We start from the raw sequence: 22381 nt of genomic DNA on the forward strand, positions 1-22381 counted from the left end.
ACTAAAGTTATCTCCCAATAAAAATTTATCCAAAATTCATATACTAAATAGTATTTGTACTCATAATTTTTGAGTACGGAAATGGGCTATGAATTCAGCTTTACCAAAAATATAGAGGTAATTCTATAAGCTAAGTAGAGAGATTTGGAAGACTTACAAACTTAAATCACTGCATTTTTATTGAAATTAAGGTAACAAATTCCCAAAATCTTTCTGCCGGAAAAATTCTGGTAACTAATGTGCCATCTATCTACTCTAAGGCCAGCATCTATGAAGCTAAATCACAACCTTTATCTGTACTCATCTCTAGCTAAATTGAGCTTGCTCAAGAAAAGTTATACAGCCAAAATCATGTCGGTGGCTTTTTTAGGTACTCATGTACCTTTGCTGACTTTACTATTTTGTTTTGTTACATCTAATTCTTATTCTTGGGAGATGACAATACGAGTATTGCTAATTGCCTTATTAGCAACACTCATCGGTACAGCCGCTACACTTTATGCACTGCATTATCTTTTAGCTCCAGTTATTGTAACTTCGGCTGCATTGCAAGATTATTTTCATACTAAAAAGTTACCAGAACTCCCTACAGAATATGCAGATGAAGCAGGTACATTAATGGCAGATACCTCACAAACTCTGCATAAATTAGATGAGTTGATTCATCAGATTAGTAATTATGACAATTTAACTGGATTACCAAATCGGGATTTATTTAGCGATCGCCTTTATCAGAACGTCTCACAATTGCAGAATCAGCAGCAGATGGTAGCTGTGCTGTTGCTAGGCATTGATGATTTTACAGGTATCAGTCATGGGTTAGAGCATGAAAAAGCGAATTTGCTTTTAAGAGCAGTTGCCCAACGTTTAACCAATAATATAGGTCAAACAGATATCCTTGCCCATTTGAGCCAAGATGAATTTGCGATCGCTCACACCGAGATGCTTTCCTTTGAGAGCGTCATCAAACTCTCACAGTTACTCCTGAGTACAATTTCCAAACCCTTCTTTATCGAAGGGCAACAGATTCATATTACCGCCAGTATTGGCATCACAATTAATCATCTAGGCGATCGTAATTATGTCGATCAACTACTGCAACAGGCTCATATTGCACTATACCAAGCAAAACAACAAGGCCGCAGTCAACATCGCTTCTATTCCCCAGAAATTAACGCTCGCTTGCAAGAAAGATTAACCATAGAAAACGAGTTACGCGGGGCATTAGAACGTGGAGAAATGGTAGTTTATTACCAACCCCTCATTGATTTACGCAGTAGACAAATAACGGCAGTAGAAGCACTAATACGTTGGCAGCATCCTATACGAGGCTTGATTTCTCCAGCCAAGTTTATCCCCATTGCTGAAGACAATGGTTTAATCATCTCCATTGGGGAATGGGTATTACGTACTGCTTGCGAGCAAAATCGTACTTGGCAATTAGCTGGAATGGCACCAATTCGGATGTCAGTTAACCTCTCAGCCCGACAATTTGAAAAACCAGACTTAGTTGAGATTGTCAAACAAATCCTACAGGAAACAGAATTGTCCGCATCATACTTAGAATTAGAAGTAACTGAAAGCTTCTTGATGGGTGATGTGCAGCGCTCTATCACCACCCTCAAGCAATTACGGGAACTAGGTTTATGGTTAGCCCTAGATGACTTCGGCACTGGTTATTCTTCCTTGAACTACTTAAATCGCTTCCCTGTAAATATGCTCAAAATTGATCGTTCTTTCGTACAGAATGTCACGTCTAATTCTGATAGTGCCGCCGTCACAGATGCCATTATTGCCTTAGCAAAAAGCCTCCAGTTGAAAATTACCGCCGAAGGGGTAGAAACGCAAGAGCAACTGGAGTATTTAGAACAGCGTGGATGTCATGAAGGTCAAGGATTTTATTTTGGTATCCCAGCACCTGCTGAGAAAATTACTGAACTACTCAAGCTTAATTCTCAGCAGCTAGAACAGATAGCAGCATAGAACTAAAGTGAAGTATCTTGATTGGGTGGTGCATCTCAAGATACTTCATCTCTGCATTCTCATTGAATTCAACTCAAGCCACTTTTATAAAGGAGTGTTTGGCGGCTTCTGTTTCATAACATTTCAAAATCAATTCAGAGAGATTATTTAAATCATTAACTGATGAAATTATTACCCTTGATGTCGCATCTCCTATCGAAGCCGACATTTCTTGTACTTCAAATCCGGCCGCTAATGCTCTCACTTCATTAATAGGCAGACGTGTTACAAAACTCTTCTTTTTAGATGACAAGTATAATCGCAAAAACCACCAATTTGTCTTACCAACATTTATCCCAAAGTAAGAAACTACATCTTTATGCTTAATCTCTAGGCTAGAGATTTTAGAACGCGCAGCAATAAACTTAACTTTTTCAAATGCTTCAAGTTCTTCAGCAGTTGTTTCTACTTGATTTTCTACTATACTCTGTTCTTCTTCCTCTTGAACTTCTTCACTTTCAATTGGTGGAGTATTTGAAATAACTTGCCCTGAATCTCCCATTTCTCGGCTGATAGATTGAGTCATTAAATCAACTAAGCAGCCTTGAATCGATTTTTTAACAATGGGACGGAACTTTTCTACAACTTTATTAGTTACTTTAATTTTTACTTCATAGTTAGGAGCGATACTGCCAAGTTGAGCAACTAGAAAACGAATAAACTCCTCTGATGGAGACCGCAGTAAATTATCTACAAGTTGGTTCATACCCTGGAGATAAACCATCTCCTCCGCATGGTGTTTAATAATTGCTGCATCAAAGTTGTCTTTATGAAAGAATTTTAAATTTTCTATTTGTTTCTGCTCATACTTGAGGATGTTAAAGCAAAAAAATGGTTCGTCATCCATTATATTTTTTTCACGCAAATCAGTAAAAAAGCGATATTCAATACCATTAGTAACAATGGCAACTTTAGTTGTGACCAAGGCGTTGAAATATTTTTTTAACTGACCATCATGAGCTTCAGGCTTTTTGTCACTGGCTTTTGCTTCGACAATCATCACAATAACGCCATTAATAGCTATTGCATAATCTACTTTCTCTAGTTGTCTTGCTCTCTTAGTAGCAAAATCTGCTGTATACTCAGGTATAACTTCTGTAGGGTCAAAGACATCGTAACCAAGCGCACTAAAAAACGGCAAAATCAATGCCATCTTCGCAGCTTCTTCGCCCATCACTACGGTAGATCTTTTACGGACTTGTTCTGCAACCTTAGCAATTTCATCTGCGAAAACCATATTTCTGACTCCAACAACTCGAACCTACACATAAGGTTCCCGAAAATTGCCTTTTATCAACAATGCTGGTTTGACTACAGCTTTTTGACTATTAAAAATTTATAATTTCTATACTCCTCGCAGAATAATCAGCCTAAAACTCATACCCTGCATCCGGTTAAGCGGTTTAATGCCCAATTCATCATGCACACTCTACAGAATTTGACCACCGTAAATCCTGGTGTTAAAAATGATGAATTATTTTCGGTGCATTTTGCCATTATGACGAAGGTTCAAAGATTAGCACACAAGATGTTGCAGTGCCAGGAAGAATCGGTCAGGTTTGCCGTGACACTCGTACCTACTGATAACTCCCGTTTAGAAAAACTGGCGCAATTGATGGGTTACACTAAAAGCGCCTTTTGTAGTGAACTTATTGCGGCTGCTTTAGATGATATGGAGGAGGTAATAGATACTCCTGACTCTCACATTGATAAATTTCTCCCTTCGGCTGAGGAATATGCTGAAGCTTTGACTGCGATTGAAGCCAGCCTGACGGTAGGACACCGAGCTATGTTAGTAGCTCATTACCATTTTCCTAATCGGACTACGACAACCACTGAATTAGCTAAAGCAGCTAGTTATGACCATTACGGTGCTGTTAACCTGCAATATGCAAGGCTTGGCTATTTGCTGGCAAAATACTTAAATTGCTCTTTGCCAACTCATGCTGATGGTTCGCCATTTCCAACGGCACTCTTGGTTGAGTGGAGTTTTGAGGATATTTGGTACTGTACGTTGCATCCACAAGTAGCAGAAGCATTAGAAATGGTGGGATTAGTAAGTTGGCAAAGATAAGCCTGTTTGAGTTGTGAAAATTTTGGATGTTCTCTATCATTTGTTCTTGGTTATGAATTACAAATGATTGAGGAGTGCTTTCATATCTGCACCTTGGAAATCACACTCGCGGCCATGATGTTTGCAATCAATAAAAAAATCCCCCAGTGGTGGCAGCCGCCGGGGGAATTAGTTATCAGGGTGCATCTACCAATTAATTGTTCTGTGTGCGATCGCCCCTAACCGGATAAAATTTTCCGATTCTGGCAATGAAGCAAAAAAAATCCCCCAGTCGGTGTAAACCAGCTAGGGGAATTAGTTATCAGGGTGCATCTACCAATTAATTGTTCTGTGTGCGATCGCCCCTAACCGGATAAAATACTCAAAATAATGGCTGTTCCACATAAAAAATCCCCCAGCCGATGTTAAACAGCTAGGGGAGTTGAAGATCAAGGTGCATCTACCAATCAAGTTTTCTCGGCAGATGCTAATCAATCCGGATAAAGTAATAACGCTTGGTTCATAAATATAATTAGCTTGCTCAAGTATCAAGCTGTGATGTAATTTATCTGGTATTCTGTACGTCCTTGCAATGTGATTAACTTAAGTTTTTTGTCTTTGCCTACGTGGAGACAATGCCTTGAGGCAGCTTTTTCAATTCCTATAAATTTTGAGTTTATGCAATTACCTATATTTTCAAATACTGGTATTAGTATAAAATTTATATTTATATAAAAAATTATTTTCTATTCGGTTATTACTACTAATTTTAAAAATATTTATACATAAAAAAATATACTTAATTGTCATTGCAAATACATAAATAAAAATCAATTTAATGCAATTTCCACACAATATATAAGTAGTTAGATAGAATTAGATATAAGGTGCTAATTAGATAAAAATGCTCATAAAATTTTGCCTTTTACCTTGTGATTAAAAATTATTGAAGCGATTAAGTATCCTCGAAGTTTAAACTGGGTAAACGCGATGATGATAATAGATTGGCTGGCTGTTTGGGGTGTAACTCAAGCTGTCGGGTTTACTTTTAAACCGATTTTTGAGGAATTAGCAAAAGACGTAGTAAAAGACTGGGCTAAGGATTTATTAAAATGTATACCAAAGAACATTTTGCAGCAACTAAAAAAGGAAGATATTGAAATTGCTGCTGGTAAAGCATTAAAAGAATTTTTAGAATTAATGCAGCAGGAATTAGAAGATGCAGACATAGAAGAGATAGAACTCAAACAATATACGAAAATATTAAAGAATTTCATTAGCAATCCATTTATCAGAGAAACTCTCGGTTATCCTTTCCAATCAGACTGTCAATTTTTAGATGCTCAAGTAATTTCTCATACTTGGTATGAAATGAATTTACCGAATTTACCCCAAAAGTTTGATTGGGAAAGACTCACCAAAAGATATGTAAAAAAAGTAAAAGCAATTATTCGAGAATCAGATAAGTTACGCTCTCTATTAGATAGTCAAACTTTAGAAGAACTAAGTAAAAACCTGCAAAAAATAGCTGGAGTTCCCACAGATTTTGATTTACATAGATATCAAGAAGGACTTTATGAGCGTTACGGCAATCTCAAGTTAGATAGTTTAGATACCACTGGGTATGCTTATAACGAATTGAAGTTATGGCGGATGTTTATTGCCCAGAATGTCCGGGAAGTTCACCAAGTTTTACCCCAAGTACATGAATTGCCCAAAGAACATTTCAAAAAGCTCAGAGATGCTAATCAAATAGAAGCAGAAATTTTATTAGAAGAGTTAGAAGGCTACCGCAGAGTTTATTTTGAACAACCAATAGTTTCGGTTCTAGATATTATCAATAATCCAGTTTATAAATATATAGTTATTTTAGGTGATCCAGGTTCAGGAAAATCAACGTTATTGCAATTTTTAGCACTAAATTGGGCAGAAACACCATTAAATAACATAATTTCTCAACCTATCCCTTTGTTAATCGAGTTACGCACTTATATTAGAAGAAGAGAAAATAATGAGTGCAGTAATTTTTTAGAGTTTTTTCATAAATGTAGTGGCATAGTTCATCATCTCAATCAAAATCAACTACATGAACATTTAAAGACTGGCAATGCTTTAGTGATGTTTGATGGTTTAGATGAAGTTTTTGAATTAGGCAAAAGAGAAGATGTCATTACAGACATTCATCGCTTTACTAATGTCTATCCTCATGTGCGGGTAATTGTCACTTCTCGCGTGATTGGCTATAAACCTCAACGCTTGCGAGATGCAGAATTTCGCCATTTTATGCTGCAAGATTTAGAAGCAGAACAGATTCAAGATTTTATCATTCGCTGGCATGAGTTAACGTTTCATGATGAAGAAGATAAGTTACGCAAACGTGAGCGTTTACACAGAGCAATTGATACTTCAAAATCTATCGCAGAATTGGCAGGAAATCCGCTGTTATTAACGATGATGGCAATTCTCAATCGCAACCAAGAATTACCACGAGATAGAGCCACACTTTATGAACAAGCATCACGGGTGCTGCTACATCAATGGGATGTAGAACGCGCTTTAGTAGAAGATTCCCGCCTCGACCCAAAAACTATTGATTATAAAGATAAACAAGCAATGTTGCGTCAAGTTGCATATCACATGCAAACTAGTGCTAAAGGTTTGACTGGTAATTTAATTAGTGTTAATGATTTAGAAAAAATTTTGATTCGGTATTTAAAAAATATTGAATTTGAATACCCGACTAAAGTGGCGAGAGTGATGATTAATCAATTAAGGACTCGCAATTTTATGTTATGTTTTTTAGGCGCAGATTATTATGCTTTTGTGCATCGTACTTTTTTAGAATATTTTTGTGCTTGGGAGTTTGTTTGGCAATTTAAAGAAACACAAACACTTTCTATTAAAGAATTAAATAATGAAGTTTTTGAAAAGCATTGGCGTTATGAAACTTGGCATGAAGTTTTGCGCCTGATTACGGGGATGATTGAGCCGCGGTTTGTTTGTGAAATTCTGGAATATTTAATGGCACAAAATGGGGAAGCAGAAAAGTTTATCAATCTTTTTTTAGCTGCTAAGTGCCTGGCAGAAGTGCGAAATCGGTTGTTAGTAACAACAACGGCAAATAAATTATTGCATCGGCTGAAAGAGTTAACTAAATATGACCTAGGTTATTATTATCAACCTTATCGAGATGAAGAAGAAACTAAATTAGTTCAAGAAATTCGGACTAAAGCTGTAACATCTGTAGCAACGACTTGGAAAGATGATGCTGATACTTTAGTTTGGTTGAAACAACTGGCTAATGCTGATGAACATGAAGATGTGCGACGGACATCAGTGCAAGAATTGGCGAGAAGCTTTCGAGATCATGTTGAGACTTTGGTATGGCTAAAACAACGGGCGATCGCAGATAATGATTGGACAGTACGCCAAGTAGCACTGCAAGAATTAGCGAGAAATTTCAAAGATGATCTAGAAATTCTCCCTATGCTGCAACAACGCGCCACCAGTGATGAGAATGAATATGTGCGCCAAGCCGCTGTGCAAGAATTAGCCAGAGGTTTTAAAGACAAACCTGATATTTTACACTGGCTGAAACAGCGTGTGACTGCGGATAATTCTGGCACAGTGCGACAAGTAGCAGTGCAAGAATTAGCGCGGGGCTTTAAAGAGGACTTAGACACTCTTGTTTGGCTAAAACAATGCACCACTGATAATGACTGGACTGTGCGCCAAGTTGCAGTGCAAGAATTAGCCAGGGGTTTCAAAGACGATACTGATACTCTTTTTATCCTTAAACAATGCGCCATCACAGATGAGAACGAATATGTGCGCCAAGCTGCTGTGCAAGAATTAGCCAGGGTTTTCAAAGACGATGCTGATACTCTCTTCATTCTGCAACAATGCGCCATATCTGATAAATATTCGGGTGTGCGACAAACCGCAGTTGAGGAATTGGCGAGGGGTTTCAAAGAAGAACCAGAAATTTTGCCTTGGCTAAAACAACGTACTACGGCTGATAATGATCAGTATGTGCGTCGCGCTGCTATGCAAGAATTAGCTAGGGGATTTAAAGATGATCCTGATACTCTCTTGATTTTGCAACAACGAGCGATCGCTGATCAATATTCCGATGTGCGCCGCGCCGCCGTGCAAGAATTAGCGAGGGGATTCAAAAATTCCCCTGATACTTTGCTAATTTTAAAACAACGCGCCACAACAGATGATAATGAATATGTGCGCCGCACCGCATTGCAAGAACTCGCCAAAAATTTCACCAATGATCCTGATATTCTTCCCATCCTGAAAAAACACGCCACATCAGATAAATATGCAGATGTGCGTCAAGCAGCTGTGCAAGAATTAGCCAGAAGATTCAAAAATGACCCTGAAACTCTCGTCATTCTCAAAAAACGCGCCACTGTAGATAAATCATCTAATGTGCGACAAGTGGCTGTGCAAGAGTTAGCCAGAGGTTTTAAAGACCAACTTGATTTGTTTGAAGTGTTTTACACCTGTGCTATTAATGACCCCTTTACGCGGGAATATAGCTTTCAAGATAACCCCCGCCAAGTTGCACTAGAAGCAATTACCGAACAATATCCCCACTATCCGCAAACATTACCATTGTTACGCGATCGCGCCGCCAATGACCCAGATGAGCAAGTGCGCGAGTTGGCTAAAAAAAAGTTAGCAGAATTAGGCTAAAAATTTTGGTGATCAGCTGTTGCACATTTAACTTGCATAACATACTCAATTTTCTTGTATGCAGATCACTTTATACCAATTTGAAAAATGATTGCGACACATGAATTGCTGAAAAGCTCACCTTTAAGAAATTCCCCAATCCAAAATCCAAAATCTAAAATCCAAAATGGTATTACTTTGCTCTGTTTACATTTGTTTGGAGACAACCTCTTATAATATATTATGAAAGCAAATTACAGCGGTTTTCATCCTATTGAAGTACATCCTTCTAGTCTCTGTTACCTATCTATTTGTAGTCATAACTTATTAGCAAAAGAATGAAACTATCAAATTTTGAACCCCAAATAATTGATCGAATTATTGAAATGGCCTGGGAAGATAGAACCCCATTTGAGGCAATTGAGGCACAGTTTGGACTGCAAGAAAAACAGGTAATTGCCTTAATGCGTCAGCAAATGAAACCATCCAGTTTTCGGATGTGGCGAGAAAGAGTTACTAAACGCAAAACTAAACATTTAAATAAACGAGAATTTGTTGCTGGCAGATTTAAATCACAAAATCAAAAATAATGAATCGAACAGTCTGATAGAACTCCTATTGCAAACAAATCTGTTCTCTTTTTCCTGTTTCCTAGCTTCACGAATAAGTTTGTAAATTAAATAAAATTGCTATATGAATCACGAGATTATCATTTTTTTGCTGAGTGCTGGTCTGCTGATTATATATTTAATTTTCTCAGCCTTGACCGAGATGGGGACAAAGTTACCTGGGAAGAAGTGAGCGCTCGCTTTCTCCGATAAACTAGAAGCAAAACTCCTATTCAATTACGTCCTCAACCTTAAAAATTTGTCCTGCTACCGTTACTTGGTCGCTGGAGACTAACTTTCGTCCGCGACGGGTTTCAACTGTACCATTGACTTTAACATCACCATTAATAATCATCAGTTTGGCTTGTCCTCCAGTTCCGGCAATACCTAACAACTTTAAAAACTGGTCGAGTTTAATCATTTTGCCGCTTGTTGAATGTAATTCATACTGCACATCAACTTTATTTTAGGGATAATCGCCTCACTGCTACCAAAAAAATTATGCAAAAAGCCAACAAGACCGTTCATCTCGGTTTATGTGCCGATGAAGTCAAGGCTTTTTTCAGCCAATATTTATTAAGATGATAGAACATAATTTAGGTAAAACTATGAAAGAAAATAGTATCATCATCGGTTTTCATGCTCATGTTTACTATGATCTAGAAACTCGTGATGTTGCGGCTCAAATCCGCGAAGGATTAGGTGCAAGATTTGAAGTGCAACTGGGACGTTGGCATGATCAGCCAATTGGGCCACATCCTAAATCAATGTATCAAGTTGCCTTTGCACCAAACCAATTTCCGCAAGTCGTACCTTGGTTAATGCTGAACCGTGAGGGATTAGATATTCTCGTCCATCCTGAGACTGGTGATGATGTCACAGACCATATAGCACACGCTTTATGGCTAGGAAATAAGCTGGAATTGAATATCCAAGTTCTACAGCGAATTAGACCTAACGCCTCTTAAAAAACTCCGCATACCTTTGCCTGGAAAACAGCAAGAATTTGCTGCAAACGAGATGAGGTAACGGGAATTAGACACCAGAATATATGACTAAAAATATATACAGATTTGCTGCGGCTTGGGAGCATGAGCCAATTGTATTTGGAGCTTCCAGACCAGGTTACTCCCATGAAAAAGTATATAATTGGATTGAGTTTATGAAACAGCAAAATATCCAACGAGTTTGCTGTCTTCTGAGCGAAGAACAATTAGCTTTCTATCCTCATCTTTTAGGCATATATCAACAAGAATTTGGTAGTCAAAAAGTTTGTTGGACACCTATTGAAGATTTCCATTTTGCTAATTTAGAAACACTCACACAAAAAATACTTCCTTTTTTATTAGCAGCAGACAAAGAAAGTGAGAAAGTAGTTGTACACTGCTCTGGTGGGATTGGCCGCACTGGTCATGTACTAGCTGCATGGTTAGTGAGTATGCGGGGATTCTCTAATCAAGATGCGATCGCCGCCGTGAGAAGAACAGGTAGAAATCCTTATGAAGCTGCGATCGCTGCTGCGTTAACTCTGAGAAATCCCTTCAAAGTTGTAAAGGAACTGAATATCCTCTTAGATGATTGTCGTCTAGCATTCTAGTTTGTTTCATTTAAAACACTATGAATGCTTTGATCAACTAAATTAACGCTTGCGTGCTAACGTTAGTCCATCGGCAACTGGAATCAAACTTAGATCTATGCGATCGTCTTGAGATAACTTGCTGTTGAACTCACGAATAGCTGTGGTAGATGAGTCCTGTAGTTCTAATTGAGTTACTCTTCCAGACCACAGCACATTATCAATCGCAATTAAACCACCTGGTCGTACCAACTTTAAAGCCAATTCGTAATAAATATGGTAGTTTTCCTTATCAGCATCAATAAAGGCAAAGTCAAAAGTTTCCGCCTGACTTTGTGCTAAAAGATACTCTAAAGTTTCCGTCGCTGGAGCAATTCGCAAGTCAATTTTATCTGCTACACCTGCTTTCTCCCAATAGCGGCGAGCAACAGATGTAAACTCTTCGCTAACATCACAAGCAATAACTTTACCATCAGGCGGTAATGCCAAAGCAACACTCAAAGAACTATAGCCAGTAAAAACTCCCACTTCCAAAGTTTTCTTTGCACCAATCAACTTGACCAACAGTGCTAACAATTGTCCTTGTTCCGGTGCAACCTGCATATTTGCACGAGGATGGTGAGCAGTCTCTTGTCGTAGCTGCAAAAGTACTTCTGGTTCCCGTAGAGATACAGACAAGAGATATTCGTACAAATTTTGTGTCAGGTTCAGTGTTTTACTATTAGACATAATTTCTTGGAGCTTGCGTTTACTGCTTATTTGTGTGAATATTCTATCAAAATAACGGTAAATTGCTCGAATTGCCGTAGTATTTAGTATGTTTATAGTCTAAATGTTACATATATTGCTCAAATACTTGAGCAGTTACGCATGAAAACGAAAAATCATTACTTTGTCACCTGTTTCCTGCTATAAAATAAGATGCAATTAATTGAAAATTTTGCCACCAATCGCCTGTTAGCTGAACGGCTACAATTTCAACATTTAAATGAATTAAATTGGATGCACCAAAATCAACAAGTGATGGCAACTTTAGGTGGTGTGCGTTCTGATGAAGCAACCCGTTTGTTTATTTTCAATAACTTGCATCATTGGCAGCGTTATGGGTTTGGTTTATGGGTATTTCGAGATAAAGTTAATCATCAATTCGTTGGTCGTGCTGGTCTTCGCCATACTGATGTAGAAGGTAAGAATGAAGTTGAATTAGCTTATGCTCTTATGGCTAAATTCTGGGGTCAAGGACTAGCGACTGAAATGGGAGAAAGAATATTGCAGGTAGGTTTTGAAATCCTGAAGTTGCGGGAAGTAGTTTGTTTTACTCTTACGACTAATAAATCTTCACAAAGGGTGATGGAAAAGTTGGGTTTTAAGCACGAGCGTGAGCTTATTTATGCTAACTTACCTCATTTATTTTATCGATTAAAGTTTTAGTTATAAAATTAGTATTTTTATGGATGTAGAGATTTTTTATAAATGTAAAAAAATCTGATAATATCTAATTTAGAATTTCAATAATTAAGTTAAATGTCTTTTATTCAAAATTTTAAAAATGCCAATGCTATGATTATCGGAGCCAGCCAAGGCATTGGTTTCGGTTTTGTTAAACAACTACTTCAAGATACCAGAATCAACCAAATCTACGCAACATATCGTCAGCAACAAACAGCAGCAGAGTTATTAGCTTTAACATCTGAATATGCTGATAAACTAACTTGTATAGAAATGGATATTACTGATGAGTTACAGATTGTTGAAGCTGTAAGAAATATCAGCACACAAATCAATAAACTGCATTTAGTCATTAACTGCGTAGGACTGTTACATGAAGATGATTTCCAACCCGAAAAAAGCTTAAGACAAATTAACCCAGAAAATTTACTACGCTATTTTCAAATTAACAGTATTGGTGCAGTATTACTAGCTAAACATTTATTACCTTTATTTCGCCATAAAGAACCCAGCGTGTTTGCCAGTATCTCTGCTAAAGTGGGCAGTATTGGCGACAACCAACTGGGAGGATGGTATGGTTATCGTGCTTCTAAAGCGGCGCTGAATATGTTGATGCGAACAGCCGCAATTGAGTATGGTAGAAGTTGTCCTCAGACTTTGGTTGTAACTTTACATCCCGGAACAACTGATACTCGTCTTTCTCGTCCATTTCAGCGCAGTGTACCACCAGAAAAATTATTTTCAGTAGAACGTACTGTATCCCAATTATTAACTGTAATTGAACAACTGGAAGCAGACGATAGTGGGCAATTTTTTTCCTGGGATGGAAGCAAATTACCTTGGTAACTAAATCTCAGATAAGTTTACAAGTCAGGAAACATTTTATCTCCAAAAATACCAGGGTCGCGTAAAACGCACGAAAAAGTAAATTGACCAGTAAAATTATTAAAATATGGGCGACATTCTCCATCTTCAGTACTGATATTTTGATCGGGTAATTTTTCGCCAACATAATAGCGAATTCTAGCACGACCTCTGCGAATTAGACTTTTAGTAAGTCTTTTATCAGGTTCATCTTTGGTATTAACACCACCGCATATACTAGCTGCTACTTGTGGAGTTAGTTCAGTGAACAATCTTTGATGAGATGGCATAATTATGATTTTACTAAATTAAATATGTCTTAGATACTCAACAGAGTATACAAAAATTTATACTATCATTTTATTTAATTATACAAAATTTCAGTCCTAACTACTCGCAGAAAATATATTTTTTTTAGACATTATTCCTGAATATATTTAATTAATAAAACTCGCTAAAACTATTCAATATAACTTTTCAGCATGATATTTAATTCATTCTCTGGTTCAATAGAATTCATTACTTAGTTGCCTTAAAATTCTCAGCAAGATATGGGCTGTGTAGACATTTGTAAAACTCATAATCTGTTTAATTACAAAAGACGCAGGTATTAAGTGTGTAATGCTTGGCTCATTTGAGTAAATATCTAAATATAAACTTATATTTTTCTGGCTGTCAGTTCGTAACTAACTCTTTAGTACTTTTCCCAATATTTCACTTGTCTTACTAATTCCAACTATGTATTGGGTTTGCTCATGTTGAAGCAATTACTTCGTGTCCAGCAATATTATAATATATTGCTGTTTGTATTATTATTTTTTACTAATTTAATTATGGATAAAGCAGAAGCAAAAACTACTCGATTTCCAGAATTAATTAATTCTAATAAATTAGACAATCAATTTCCAATCTTATTGCCTAATAAAAATATCTCAAAGGAGAATGTATATAATTCAAGAAACATATATATATCACAAACTTTAACCTCAGAGCCAGTTAGAGTTTTTCCTAACTTTAATAATACAAATATCCCAAAAATATTTAATCCATTTCTAGCACCAGATGCTGATTCTCATGAACCTGATGTAAGCAAACCAAATCCTATTTTAAATAAAAAAAAATTACAAATATTTATATTGAATGCTCTGACTAATAGCGCCAGCAGATATCCTTGGATAATTGACCCCAGAGATAATTTAACTTTTGCTGCATCTTCATTTAATCCCTTTCAAAGTACGAATTATATTGATTTTTCCATAAAATTTTCAGCAGAAGATCCCATCGTTGAGCGATTTAACTTTGCCCACTTTCCTCAAGAAGACCAATTCTACTGGGTACTACCGGGGAATCGAATTGTAGTAGAAACTCAGGGATGGCAAAGTGGGATTTTGTATCAAGGAGAAACCACAGACTTTGAACGTATACAGGTTGTGCGATTAACTCAAAGACTCTGGGGAATGCAAGCCGTTTCCTCCCTTCCTCAAGGTTTTCAAGAACTAGTAGGAGGAACTGATATAAGCCAATTTTCTATTCAATCAATTGCAGCCGAGTTAGTCAATCCACAGGGTATTCCTGCACCTCCTGTTCAGATTAATAATCCGAATACAGCAAATAGTTCAAATATAACTGCGCTCATTCCTAATATTTCTAGATTGAATGCCAATAACCCACCTTTAATTTTACAATCTTTCCCTACTAATAACTTACAACCATTATTAGGAGATGTAAGCCTCCGTAGAGGAACGGTCATCCCTAGAGATAATTTAAAACAAGCTGGATTTACTTGGGGAAATCCTTTAACTGGCGAAAAAACGCGATTTCAAGCTCCAACTACATCTATACCAGGAATTAAATTAGGGAATCAAAAACAATTTGATAATTCTGATTTGTTTAACATTTTGCTAAATCCTGATATTAGTGATAAACAACGTAATTTTTCTTACCTGAATTCATTATTTTGGGTTACCTTGGGTCAACGACAAACTATACTCAGAACTAGAGATAAAACCGAAAATCAGAACTGGCAGAGATTTTATTTCAGTCGTCCGCATAATCGGACTTTATTGCAGTACGATTCTTTAGTCAACAAAGCAACATATACTAATATTTATAGTAACCCTGGTGCTTCTTTATCTTTCTCTGCTGATCAAATAGATGTAGATCAGATACAAACTGCTAATGCTTCTTTAGGAATGCTTGCAGGAGGACTTTTTGAGTTAATACATCTTCCCGAATTAGAAGAAAGTTTGCAAGAAGCTCAAAAGAGATTTTCTCGACAAGAAAACTTTGCACCTATCAACTCAAAAGCAACACCAGAACAGAGAAGAAAAATTAATCAAATCCTCAATAGAACACTTTTTTTAGGTAATCGAACAAGTAGTTTAGAGCAAGTTTCTGGAACTTTCACTTTGCCGAGTACGATTACTCCAAATAGTTCTAGTATTTTACAAATTCGCACTGGTAATTATCGTCGAGCAGTTCAATTTATAGATGGAAAACTTACTTGGAAAGAAGGTGAGACTTATCTTTCTAAGATAGATGTTTCAAATCGAAGTTTTGGCCGTTTGTCATCTGTTAATGTGCCTATTCCTAGAAAACAAACATCTGTTTTTCCAAATAATCGCTCATCAGCTTTACAAGTAACTTTGATTGGCCCTGATGGTCAAGATTTTGTGCAGAATTTTAATTCATCTGATACTACAAGCGTTCCGGTAAATATCCGTTCCTTTGATTTGGCTTTTGATAATATCGAGTTAAGTCAAAATGGGCGGTTGATTACTTACTTGCAAACTTTTAATGGATATTTATCTTTACCTACTTTAGAAGGTTTATGGGCTGGTTCTACTGGCAATTGGAATTATAGTATTAATTCGGGCATTTGGTATAACTTGAATGCAAATAATGGATTTAATATTGTAAATAATCTTGGCAACTCAGAGCCTACATTTGGAGTTTATACTAATGGCTTATTAAACTATATTAATACTCATATAAAATTGAATGCTACTGGGGAAACTCAAGCTATTACTAGCCATATTCCAGCTTTACGATTTCATTGGAATAGTGGAGCTAACTATCAAAACCCTGCTTATATAAATTTGAGTTACTCCTTTATTCGTCAAGATAAATATAGGAATAACTATTCATTGGCTACTGGTATTGTATTTTATGACGAAACCCGTCGTTTGAGACAAGCCGGATTTTTTCAAGGTGCATTGGAACTTGGCACAGGTTTGGAGTTGAAAACTAGTATAGAAATAAGTGACAATTTTTTCTACACTCTAGAAGGCACTCAAAAAGTAAACTCTAATTGGTATTTTGGAGCTTATCTGCAAAATTTTCGAGATATTAGCCGTGGTATTAGAAGTAGAATTAATGATTTTGCTTATGGATTATTAATTAAGCGTGAGATTCCTAGTAATGGTATGTTTTGGGAGTCTCGTTTAGGAATGAGTGGGAGTACATTTGAAGCTCGTTTTGAGGGGGGTTTTCGGTTTTAAAGCTGATTACTAATATTTCACATCTTCCACTTAGCGACTAAAGTCGCACGCCAGTTGCTTCTCCTAATCGGAGACGCTGCGCGTAGCTTGCTTCCCCGTAGGAGTACAAGTCAGCAAAGCCGACGACAATCGCCTCAAGTCAGGAAACCCTCTCGACAGTTCTTCCTGGGGGAAACCCCCTACAGCCCTTTGGGCATCCTACGGCGGGCGTTAGCCTCTCCCTTTGGGAGAAGATCGGACTGTCTCCCCAACGCACGCTTTCTGGATTTAAATCTTGAGGCAGACTTTGGTTAATATGTGTGATACTCCCCCTCAAGTGTTCTCTTTGTCAATACTCTGCTACCTGAATTTTTACCTTTCATATTTGTCAAACTTAGTAAGTAAATAAGCCAACCACTTACCGAATTACTTGCTTTTTTCTCTATATGTCCTTAGTGTTCTTCTCTGTGACAAGCTGCGAGAATGAGGTTTGCATTTCCTTATCTATATTCTTCACGACTCATTTAGATTACTATAGTTGAGTCTGCTTTTCTGATCAATTCTCAATAAACTTTCTTTAGGAAGAGTAGGCAACTTTATCTAGTTGTTTCGCTTGATAGATTAACTTGAAATTAAAAAGGATAATTATTAGAGAAATAATTTTAAAACTTACATATTCCACTTAACTATTAAAATTGCAGCAACAGAACTTAATTTTCTCTTAGCCAGACTTAGTTTTTATAGTCTAGCCAAAGCTATCGGCGGGAAATGCCCAACTTTTGCGCTCAAAGCTTTCCCGTAGTGTAGCAACTGGCTTGAGGTTTCTAGTCATTCAGGCTTGTTACAAGATTTGATAAAACCCAATTCAACTATTTAGATTTATGCAAAATATCTACGGCAATATTCAAGGCATCAAATCGAGTCACCTCAAAAAATTACAACAGCTTTACGAAGACAGGCAACCAGCAGACAGATTTATCACACTAGAATTCGCTCAAACTTTAGCAGCAATTAGTGCCACAATCCAACATCCTATTTGTTGTTACATTAATCGGCGTGGACAAATTCTCCGAGTTTCTGTGGGGACTCCAAATCAAACTCAAATCCCAGCGGAAGAATTACCTCGGCGTAGTGCCGAACGTTTGATAGGAATTCGTTGCATTGCTACTCAGTTTAAATCAGCAACTCCTGATGAAACAGCATTAATTACAATGGCACGCCAACGTTTAGATGCTCTAGTGACTTTAAGTATAGTTAATAACCAAGCCGAAGAAGCTTTTTTAGCTTATTTAATTCCTGATTTACAACCACCTTGGATAGTTTCTCCACCCCTCAGTTTAGATGATTTAACTGAACAAGACTTTAGCGATTTAGTTGCAGAATGGGAGAAAGATATTTCCGATGCAGGCGGAATAGTTTTACCCCAAGAAGTTTTTTCTGAGCAAGATAGAGTGTTGCTTATTGGAGTTCAAACAGACAATGTTTCTGCCCAAAGATTTGAAGATGGGCTAGTAGAGTTAACACGTTTAGTAGACAGTGCCAAAGGAATTGTCTTAGACACAATGCGACAAAAACGCTCTCAGCCGCATCCGCAAACAGTTGTTGGTAAAGGGAAAGTAGAAGAAATCAAACTTTTGGCGCAAAAGTTAGGTGCAAATTTAATTGTTTTTGATCGAGACATTTCTCCATCTCAAGCCCGCAATTTAGAAAATGAAATTGGGATGCGAGTTGTTGATCGCACAGAAGTAATTTTAGATATTTTTGCTCAACGCGCTCGTACTCAAGAAGGTAAATTACAAGTAGAACTAGCGCAACTCGAATATATGTTGCCTCGGTTACGTGGACGGGGACAGGAAATGTCGAGATTAGGTGCAGGAATTGGTACACGAGGGCCTGGTGAAACTAAACTAGAAACTGAACGGCGGACAATTCAACGCCAAATTTCTCAATTACAGCAAGAAGTAAACCAATTACAAGCACATCGCGCTCGCATCAGACAACAGCGACAACAGCAAGAAATTCCAGTTGTGGCATTAGTGGGATATACCAATGCAGGTAAATCAACTTTACTCAATGTGTTAACCAATGCTGAAGTTTACACCGCAGATCAATTATTTGCTACCCTCGACCCAACCACACGCAAAGTAGTAATTACACAACCAGAAACTCAAGAACGCAGAACAATTTTACTCACAGATACTGTAGGATTTATTCATGAATTGCCCCCGTCACTTGTAGACGCATTTCGCGCCACATTAGAAGAAGTAACTGAGGCTGATGCTTTACTGCATCTTGTAGATTTATCTCACCCAGCTTGGGAAAGTCACATTGCGAGTGTGCAAGAAATCCTAGAAGAAATATCTGCAATTCCCGACAAAAGTTTAATTGCATTTAATAAGATTGACCGAGTAAGTAGTGAAACCTTGGCAGAAGCTCAACAAAAATATCCGCAAGCTGTATTTATTTCGGCGACTGAGCGATTAAGTTTAGAAACTTTAAAACAGCATTTACTGCAACTAATAGAAGTAGCTATTGAGATTGCAGCCCCACAAAATTCATACTAATTACAAGGAATTTTATGATACCAACTATTATTGTTCATGGTGGAGCAAAAACCATTACGGAAGACAAAGTTGCAGCCAACCATACAGGCTGTACAGCAGCAGCGGAAGCTGGTTGGGCAGTGCTACTCGGTGGCGGTAGTACCTCAGAAGCAGTGGAAGCAGCTATTCGGGTTCTTGAAGCTGACCAAACATTTAACGCTGGTCTTGGCGCGACTCTCAACAGTGACGGAGAAGTAGAGTTAGACGCAGCAATCATGGAAGGCTCTTTATGTTGGGGAGCCGTTGCAGCCGTTCAGGGTGTGCGTCATCCTATTTCCGTAGCTAGAAAAATTATGGATGACAAACCTAGGATGTTAGTTGCGCGGGGTGCAGAACGCTTCGCCGCAGATTGTCAGGCCGAAATGTGTAATAAAGATGACTTAGTAGCTCAGGAACAGTTGCAACAGTGGCAGGAAGATCAGAAAGTAATTGACCGTCCAAACACTGTCGGCTGTGTAGTTTTAGATGCCAGCGGCATTTTAGCGGCTGGTACTTCAACAGGTGGGACGACCAAGCAACAGAGTGGGCGCGTTGGTGACACTGCACTGGTTGGCTGTGGTTTGTACGCCGATAATAAACTCGGCGCTTGCTCCACAACAGGTGATGGTGAGTCGATTATTCCAGTGGTTTTGGCAAAAACTGCGATCGATTTTTTGGTAGGAGACAGACACCCAGACGAAGCCGCACAAATGGCAATTGACACTTTAATATCTAAAGTCAAAGGTGAAGCTGGCTGCATTCTGATAGACAATCAAGGACGAGTAGGCTGGGCGTATAATTCTCAAGATATGGCAGTTGCTTATATGACCACAGAAATGGATAAAGCTGCTTTTTTCACCAAGAAATAATTTCAATAATTCGTAATTTCTCTTGACTTCCTACTCTGGATTTTCAAATTAGATATGAACTCAAAATCCAACTTTAAATACTTCCAAGGGAGTTCTCTTTCTGATCTGTTTGCTGAAGATATCACAGATGCGAGTTATGCGTTTATTTTGAATTATCCTGCAACTGCTAATTGGGCGGCATTCCCTAACACGAAAAAATATTTTATTCAAGATGGCAGTAGTCAAATAACCAAAACTTCTTTTGACAAAATTGCTCAAAAAGAGCCTTGGAAAAATTTGGCTGTTTTAGGCAATGCTATTCCCGGAATTGTGATTAGTCCGCCACCAAGGTTGTTAATTGATTACTGGGAGGAGCATTTTGGCTTTAATCATTCCAATATGGAGTTGATAGATTGCTCAACTTATTTAGATGATATTAGTCAGAGCGATCGCTTTCATCAACTAATTACTCTATTTCCCTTTGATCATCTCAAACCTGAAAAACACGCTGTTAATCCCGATACCCACTATCACTTGCTCAACAAAGCTACCTTAGCCGAACTGGGTGTACCATATCCCAAATACGTAACTTACCACCTTCAGCAAGTTAATCTTGCAGATATTCCCTTACCTGAAAAATTTCCTTATCTCATTAAAACATCTCACGGACTGTCTGGAGAAGGTACTTATATTATCAACAACACCAGGGAACTAAATTACTGCCTTGAAGAACTGAGGAAATACATCGATATTAAGTTGCTAGATACGATTATTGTTTCCGAGTTTATTAAAAATATTGTCCAAAATTACTGCGTCCAGTTTTATATTAATAAAGCGGGAGAAATCAAGCTTATTGGGACTACAAGTCAACTTGTTACCGCAGAGGGCAACTATTTAGGCGGTATGATTAATTACCGTGAAATAGACATGAATAAATTCTCGGAGATGATTGCCGCTATTGGTAAGTATGCTCATCAACACGAATATTTTGGCGTTATTGGCTTTGATGTTTTAGAAGATAAAGAAGGCCAGATGTATGTGATTGATGTCAATTTTCGTGTTAACGGTTCAACTCCGCTGTGCTTGCAACGCCACACCTTACTAGCACTTGGCAAAGAGGTAGCTAAATATTCTAGTAGCTACCGCATCTTTGGTTCATTAGAATCAATTTTTCTAACTTTAAAGCCAGAATTAGAGCGCAAAGATTTGATTATATTATCTGCTCTAGAGAGAAAAGAATCTGGTGCAATTTATACTGATATATACGGGGTTATTACAGGAGAAACACTCGCACAAATGCAGCATATTGAGGAGAACTTACAAAGTAAAGGATTACAAAGCCTTAGTTAAATATGATTTCCAAATCGATGCTTCATAAGACTTACGCACTCGTCAGAAAAATCAGCCTTTGCGATTACTTCGCTTCTGGGCGAGACGCTAACGCGAACGCTCGTAATGACGTAAAAACGTAGTCTTTGCGTAAGTTCTGTTCAATTATACTGAAACTTGAAATAGCAGATTATCCCTGCGGAAAACTTTTTGTCAGAAAACTCGCTTCATACAGAAAGAATAATGGTGTGTTAGTGCAGTCAGTTTAAGGAAATATCTATAAAATAATAATTCCCGAATTCTTAATTCGGGAATTGTCAAAGATGCAGGAATTTGATTAACGAGACTCTGTTCCTTGATTGGGAAGACCAGGAACTGTAACATTACCGCCAGCCGCTTCAGGTTCAGCACCCTGACGAGTTTCTGTACCTGATTCTTGACCAGTCATCCGATATCTTTCATCTAAAGGAGTATCACCTTTATCTGTAGTTGGAACAGTGGTTTGAGTTCCAGGATTATCTTCTGGCTCATATTTATTCTCGTCTTGCCGATTGTCTTGGGGGGTGTTTGATGTCATAATATTTATACTTTTTAATCAGGTTATTTTTTAATTTTAGTTTTTATTTTCTACTAGTCTGACTATCCGTAGATAGAACTATTCTTATAACTAATTGGGGAAAAATACGCTGTGTATTAACTCAATTGAGTAATTATTTTGGGTGAGTATATTATTTGCGAATCAGGCTTTGCCTGTTTTATTTCTGCGAGTCTCCAGAGGAGATATTATGCGATCGCACTCCTACACTATCATTGGGAGTTGAAGGCCATCTCACTGTCAAAATAGTACAGTCAGACTTAGCTCACATCTTGCACCTGGAAATAGTA

At 37.6% G+C, this 22381-nt stretch carries 17 protein-coding genes; 12 read left to right on the forward strand and 5 right to left on the reverse strand.

Features of this window, described 5'->3' with window-relative positions; genetic code table 11:
• The first annotated feature begins 270 nt into the window (after positions 1 to 270).
• Positions 271 to 1983, forward strand: coding sequence for a putative bifunctional diguanylate cyclase/phosphodiesterase (locus NCWK1_RS05150; protein ID WP_103123966.1), 1713 nt, complete (start codon positions 271 to 273; stop codon positions 1981 to 1983).
• Between the two features lie 73 nt (positions 1984 to 2056).
• Here the strand turns inward: NCWK1_RS05150 and NCWK1_RS05155 are convergent, their stop codons facing one another.
• Positions 2057 to 3259 (reverse strand): type I restriction endonuclease, encoded by a 1203-nt coding sequence (locus NCWK1_RS05155; protein ID WP_103123967.1) that lies wholly within the window; start codon positions 3257 to 3259, stop codon positions 2057 to 2059.
• A gap of 183 nt (positions 3260 to 3442) precedes the next feature.
• Here NCWK1_RS05155 and NCWK1_RS05160 point away from each other — a divergent pair, with 183 nt between their 5' ends.
• From NCWK1_RS05160 to NCWK1_RS05170, 3 genes are all read left to right on the forward strand, one after another.
• Entirely contained in the window at positions 3443 to 4096 is a 654-nt protein-coding gene (locus NCWK1_RS05160) for a hypothetical protein (protein WP_245894823.1), read from the forward strand.
• Positions 4097 to 5068: 972 nt separating this feature from the next.
• Positions 5069 to 8782 (forward strand): HEAT repeat domain-containing protein, encoded by a 3714-nt coding sequence (locus tag NCWK1_RS05165; RefSeq protein ID WP_103123968.1) that lies wholly within the window; start codon positions 5069 to 5071, stop codon positions 8780 to 8782.
• Between the two features lie 317 nt (positions 8783 to 9099).
• Positions 9100 to 9351: a TIGR03643 family protein gene (locus NCWK1_RS05170; protein ID WP_103123969.1), complete on the forward strand. Its 252-nt coding sequence runs from the start codon at positions 9100 to 9102 to the stop codon at positions 9349 to 9351.
• Positions 9352 to 9598: 247 nt separating this feature from the next.
• Here NCWK1_RS05170 and NCWK1_RS05175 read toward each other — a convergent pair whose 3' ends face one another.
• Positions 9599 to 9790, reverse strand: coding sequence for an RNA-binding S4 domain-containing protein (locus NCWK1_RS05175; protein ID WP_096580876.1), 192 nt, complete (start codon positions 9788 to 9790; stop codon positions 9599 to 9601).
• A gap of 187 nt (positions 9791 to 9977) precedes the next feature.
• Here NCWK1_RS05175 and NCWK1_RS05180 point away from each other — a divergent pair, with 187 nt between their 5' ends.
• Together NCWK1_RS05180 and NCWK1_RS05185 are read left to right on the forward strand one after the other, a co-directional pair.
• Positions 9978 to 10337: a DOPA 4,5-dioxygenase family protein gene (locus NCWK1_RS05180; protein WP_103124132.1), complete on the forward strand. Its 360-nt coding sequence runs from the start codon at positions 9978 to 9980 to the stop codon at positions 10335 to 10337.
• A gap of 95 nt (positions 10338 to 10432) precedes the next feature.
• Entirely contained in the window at positions 10433 to 10966 is a 534-nt protein-coding gene (locus tag NCWK1_RS05185) for a protein-tyrosine phosphatase family protein (protein WP_103124133.1), read from the forward strand.
• A 42-nt stretch (positions 10967 to 11008) separates the two neighbouring features.
• On the opposite strand, the gene NCWK1_RS05190 is transcribed toward NCWK1_RS05185, so the two are convergent.
• A complete protein-coding gene (locus tag NCWK1_RS05190) occupies positions 11009 to 11674 on the reverse strand; it encodes a class I SAM-dependent methyltransferase (RefSeq protein WP_096580882.1) in 666 nt (221 codons plus the stop codon).
• Between the two features lie 192 nt (positions 11675 to 11866).
• On the opposite strand from NCWK1_RS05190, the gene NCWK1_RS05195 reads away from it, so the two are divergent.
• Together NCWK1_RS05195 and NCWK1_RS05200 are read left to right on the forward strand one after the other, a co-directional pair.
• Positions 11867 to 12376 (forward strand): GNAT family N-acetyltransferase, encoded by a 510-nt coding sequence (locus tag NCWK1_RS05195; RefSeq protein WP_103123970.1) that lies wholly within the window; start codon positions 11867 to 11869, stop codon positions 12374 to 12376.
• A gap of 93 nt (positions 12377 to 12469) precedes the next feature.
• A complete protein-coding gene (locus tag NCWK1_RS05200; protein WP_103123971.1) occupies positions 12470 to 13240 on the forward strand; it encodes an SDR family NAD(P)-dependent oxidoreductase in 771 nt (256 codons plus the stop codon).
• Between the two features lie 17 nt (positions 13241 to 13257).
• Here the strand turns inward: NCWK1_RS05200 and NCWK1_RS05205 are convergent, their stop codons facing one another.
• Positions 13258 to 13548, reverse strand: a complete 291-nt coding sequence (locus tag NCWK1_RS05205) for a hypothetical protein (RefSeq protein ID WP_103123972.1) — start codon at positions 13546 to 13548, stop codon at positions 13258 to 13260.
• 465 nt (positions 13549 to 14013) lie between these two features.
• Here NCWK1_RS05205 and NCWK1_RS05210 point away from each other — a divergent pair, with 465 nt between their 5' ends.
• The 4 genes from NCWK1_RS05210 to NCWK1_RS05225 all read left to right on the forward strand — a co-directional run bounded on the left by NCWK1_RS05210 (position 14014) and on the right by NCWK1_RS05225 (position 21517).
• Positions 14014 to 16758, forward strand: a complete 2745-nt coding sequence (locus tag NCWK1_RS05210; protein WP_103123973.1) for a hypothetical protein — start codon at positions 14014 to 14016, stop codon at positions 16756 to 16758.
• Positions 16759 to 17618: 860 nt separating this feature from the next.
• Positions 17619 to 19301, forward strand: a complete 1683-nt coding sequence (gene hflX / locus NCWK1_RS05215; protein WP_103123974.1) for a GTPase HflX — start codon at positions 17619 to 17621, stop codon at positions 19299 to 19301.
• A gap of 14 nt (positions 19302 to 19315) precedes the next feature.
• Positions 19316 to 20188, forward strand: a complete 873-nt coding sequence (locus NCWK1_RS05220) for an isoaspartyl peptidase/L-asparaginase family protein (protein ID WP_103123975.1) — start codon at positions 19316 to 19318, stop codon at positions 20186 to 20188.
• A 54-nt stretch (positions 20189 to 20242) separates the two neighbouring features.
• A complete protein-coding gene (locus NCWK1_RS05225) occupies positions 20243 to 21517 on the forward strand; it encodes an ATP-grasp domain-containing protein (RefSeq protein ID WP_103123976.1) in 1275 nt (424 codons plus the stop codon).
• A 316-nt stretch (positions 21518 to 21833) separates the two neighbouring features.
• Here NCWK1_RS05225 and NCWK1_RS05230 read toward each other — a convergent pair whose 3' ends face one another.
• Positions 21834 to 22073 (reverse strand): hypothetical protein, encoded by a 240-nt coding sequence (locus NCWK1_RS05230; protein WP_103123977.1) that lies wholly within the window; start codon positions 22071 to 22073, stop codon positions 21834 to 21836.
• Between the last annotated feature and the right edge of the window lie 308 nt (positions 22074 to 22381).

The sequence above is a fragment of the Nostoc cycadae WK-1 genome (assembly GCF_002897135.1).
GTDB lineage: Bacteria > Cyanobacteriota > Cyanobacteriia > Cyanobacteriales > Nostocaceae > Nostoc_B.

What these genes read in the sequence shown, in the direction of transcription:
- NCWK1_RS05150 (WP_103123966.1), top strand. Translation starts at nt 271, where the DNA reads ATGAAGCTAAATCACAACCTTTATCTGTACTCATCTCTAGCTAAATTG.
- NCWK1_RS05155 (WP_103123967.1), bottom strand. Translation starts at nt 3,259, where the DNA reads ATGGTTTTCGCAGATGAAATTGCTAAGGTTGCAGAACAAGTCCGTAAA.
- NCWK1_RS05160 (WP_245894823.1), top strand. Translation starts at nt 3,443, where the DNA reads ATGCACACTCTACAGAATTTGACCACCGTAAATCCTGGTGTTAAAAAT.
- NCWK1_RS05165 (WP_103123968.1), top strand. Translation starts at nt 5,069, where the DNA reads ATGATAATAGATTGGCTGGCTGTTTGGGGTGTAACTCAAGCTGTCGGG.
- NCWK1_RS05170 (WP_103123969.1), top strand. Translation starts at nt 9,100, where the DNA reads ATGAAACTATCAAATTTTGAACCCCAAATAATTGATCGAATTATTGAA.
- NCWK1_RS05175 (WP_096580876.1), bottom strand. Translation starts at nt 9,790, where the DNA reads ATGATTAAACTCGACCAGTTTTTAAAGTTGTTAGGTATTGCCGGAACT.
- NCWK1_RS05180 (WP_103124132.1), top strand. Translation starts at nt 9,978, where the DNA reads ATGAAAGAAAATAGTATCATCATCGGTTTTCATGCTCATGTTTACTAT.
- NCWK1_RS05190 (WP_096580882.1), bottom strand. Translation starts at nt 11,674, where the DNA reads ATGTCTAATAGTAAAACACTGAACCTGACACAAAATTTGTACGAATAT.
- NCWK1_RS05195 (WP_103123970.1), top strand. Translation starts at nt 11,867, where the DNA reads ATGCAATTAATTGAAAATTTTGCCACCAATCGCCTGTTAGCTGAACGG.
- NCWK1_RS05200 (WP_103123971.1), top strand. Translation starts at nt 12,470, where the DNA reads ATGTCTTTTATTCAAAATTTTAAAAATGCCAATGCTATGATTATCGGA.
- NCWK1_RS05205 (WP_103123972.1), bottom strand. Translation starts at nt 13,548, where the DNA reads ATGCCATCTCATCAAAGATTGTTCACTGAACTAACTCCACAAGTAGCA.
- NCWK1_RS05210 (WP_103123973.1), top strand. Translation starts at nt 14,014, where the DNA reads ATGTTGAAGCAATTACTTCGTGTCCAGCAATATTATAATATATTGCTG.
- hflX (WP_103123974.1), top strand. Translation starts at nt 17,619, where the DNA reads ATGCAAAATATCTACGGCAATATTCAAGGCATCAAATCGAGTCACCTC.
- NCWK1_RS05220 (WP_103123975.1), top strand. Translation starts at nt 19,316, where the DNA reads ATGATACCAACTATTATTGTTCATGGTGGAGCAAAAACCATTACGGAA.
- NCWK1_RS05225 (WP_103123976.1), top strand. Translation starts at nt 20,243, where the DNA reads ATGAACTCAAAATCCAACTTTAAATACTTCCAAGGGAGTTCTCTTTCT.
- NCWK1_RS05230 (WP_103123977.1), bottom strand. Translation starts at nt 22,073, where the DNA reads ATGACATCAAACACCCCCCAAGACAATCGGCAAGACGAGAATAAATAT.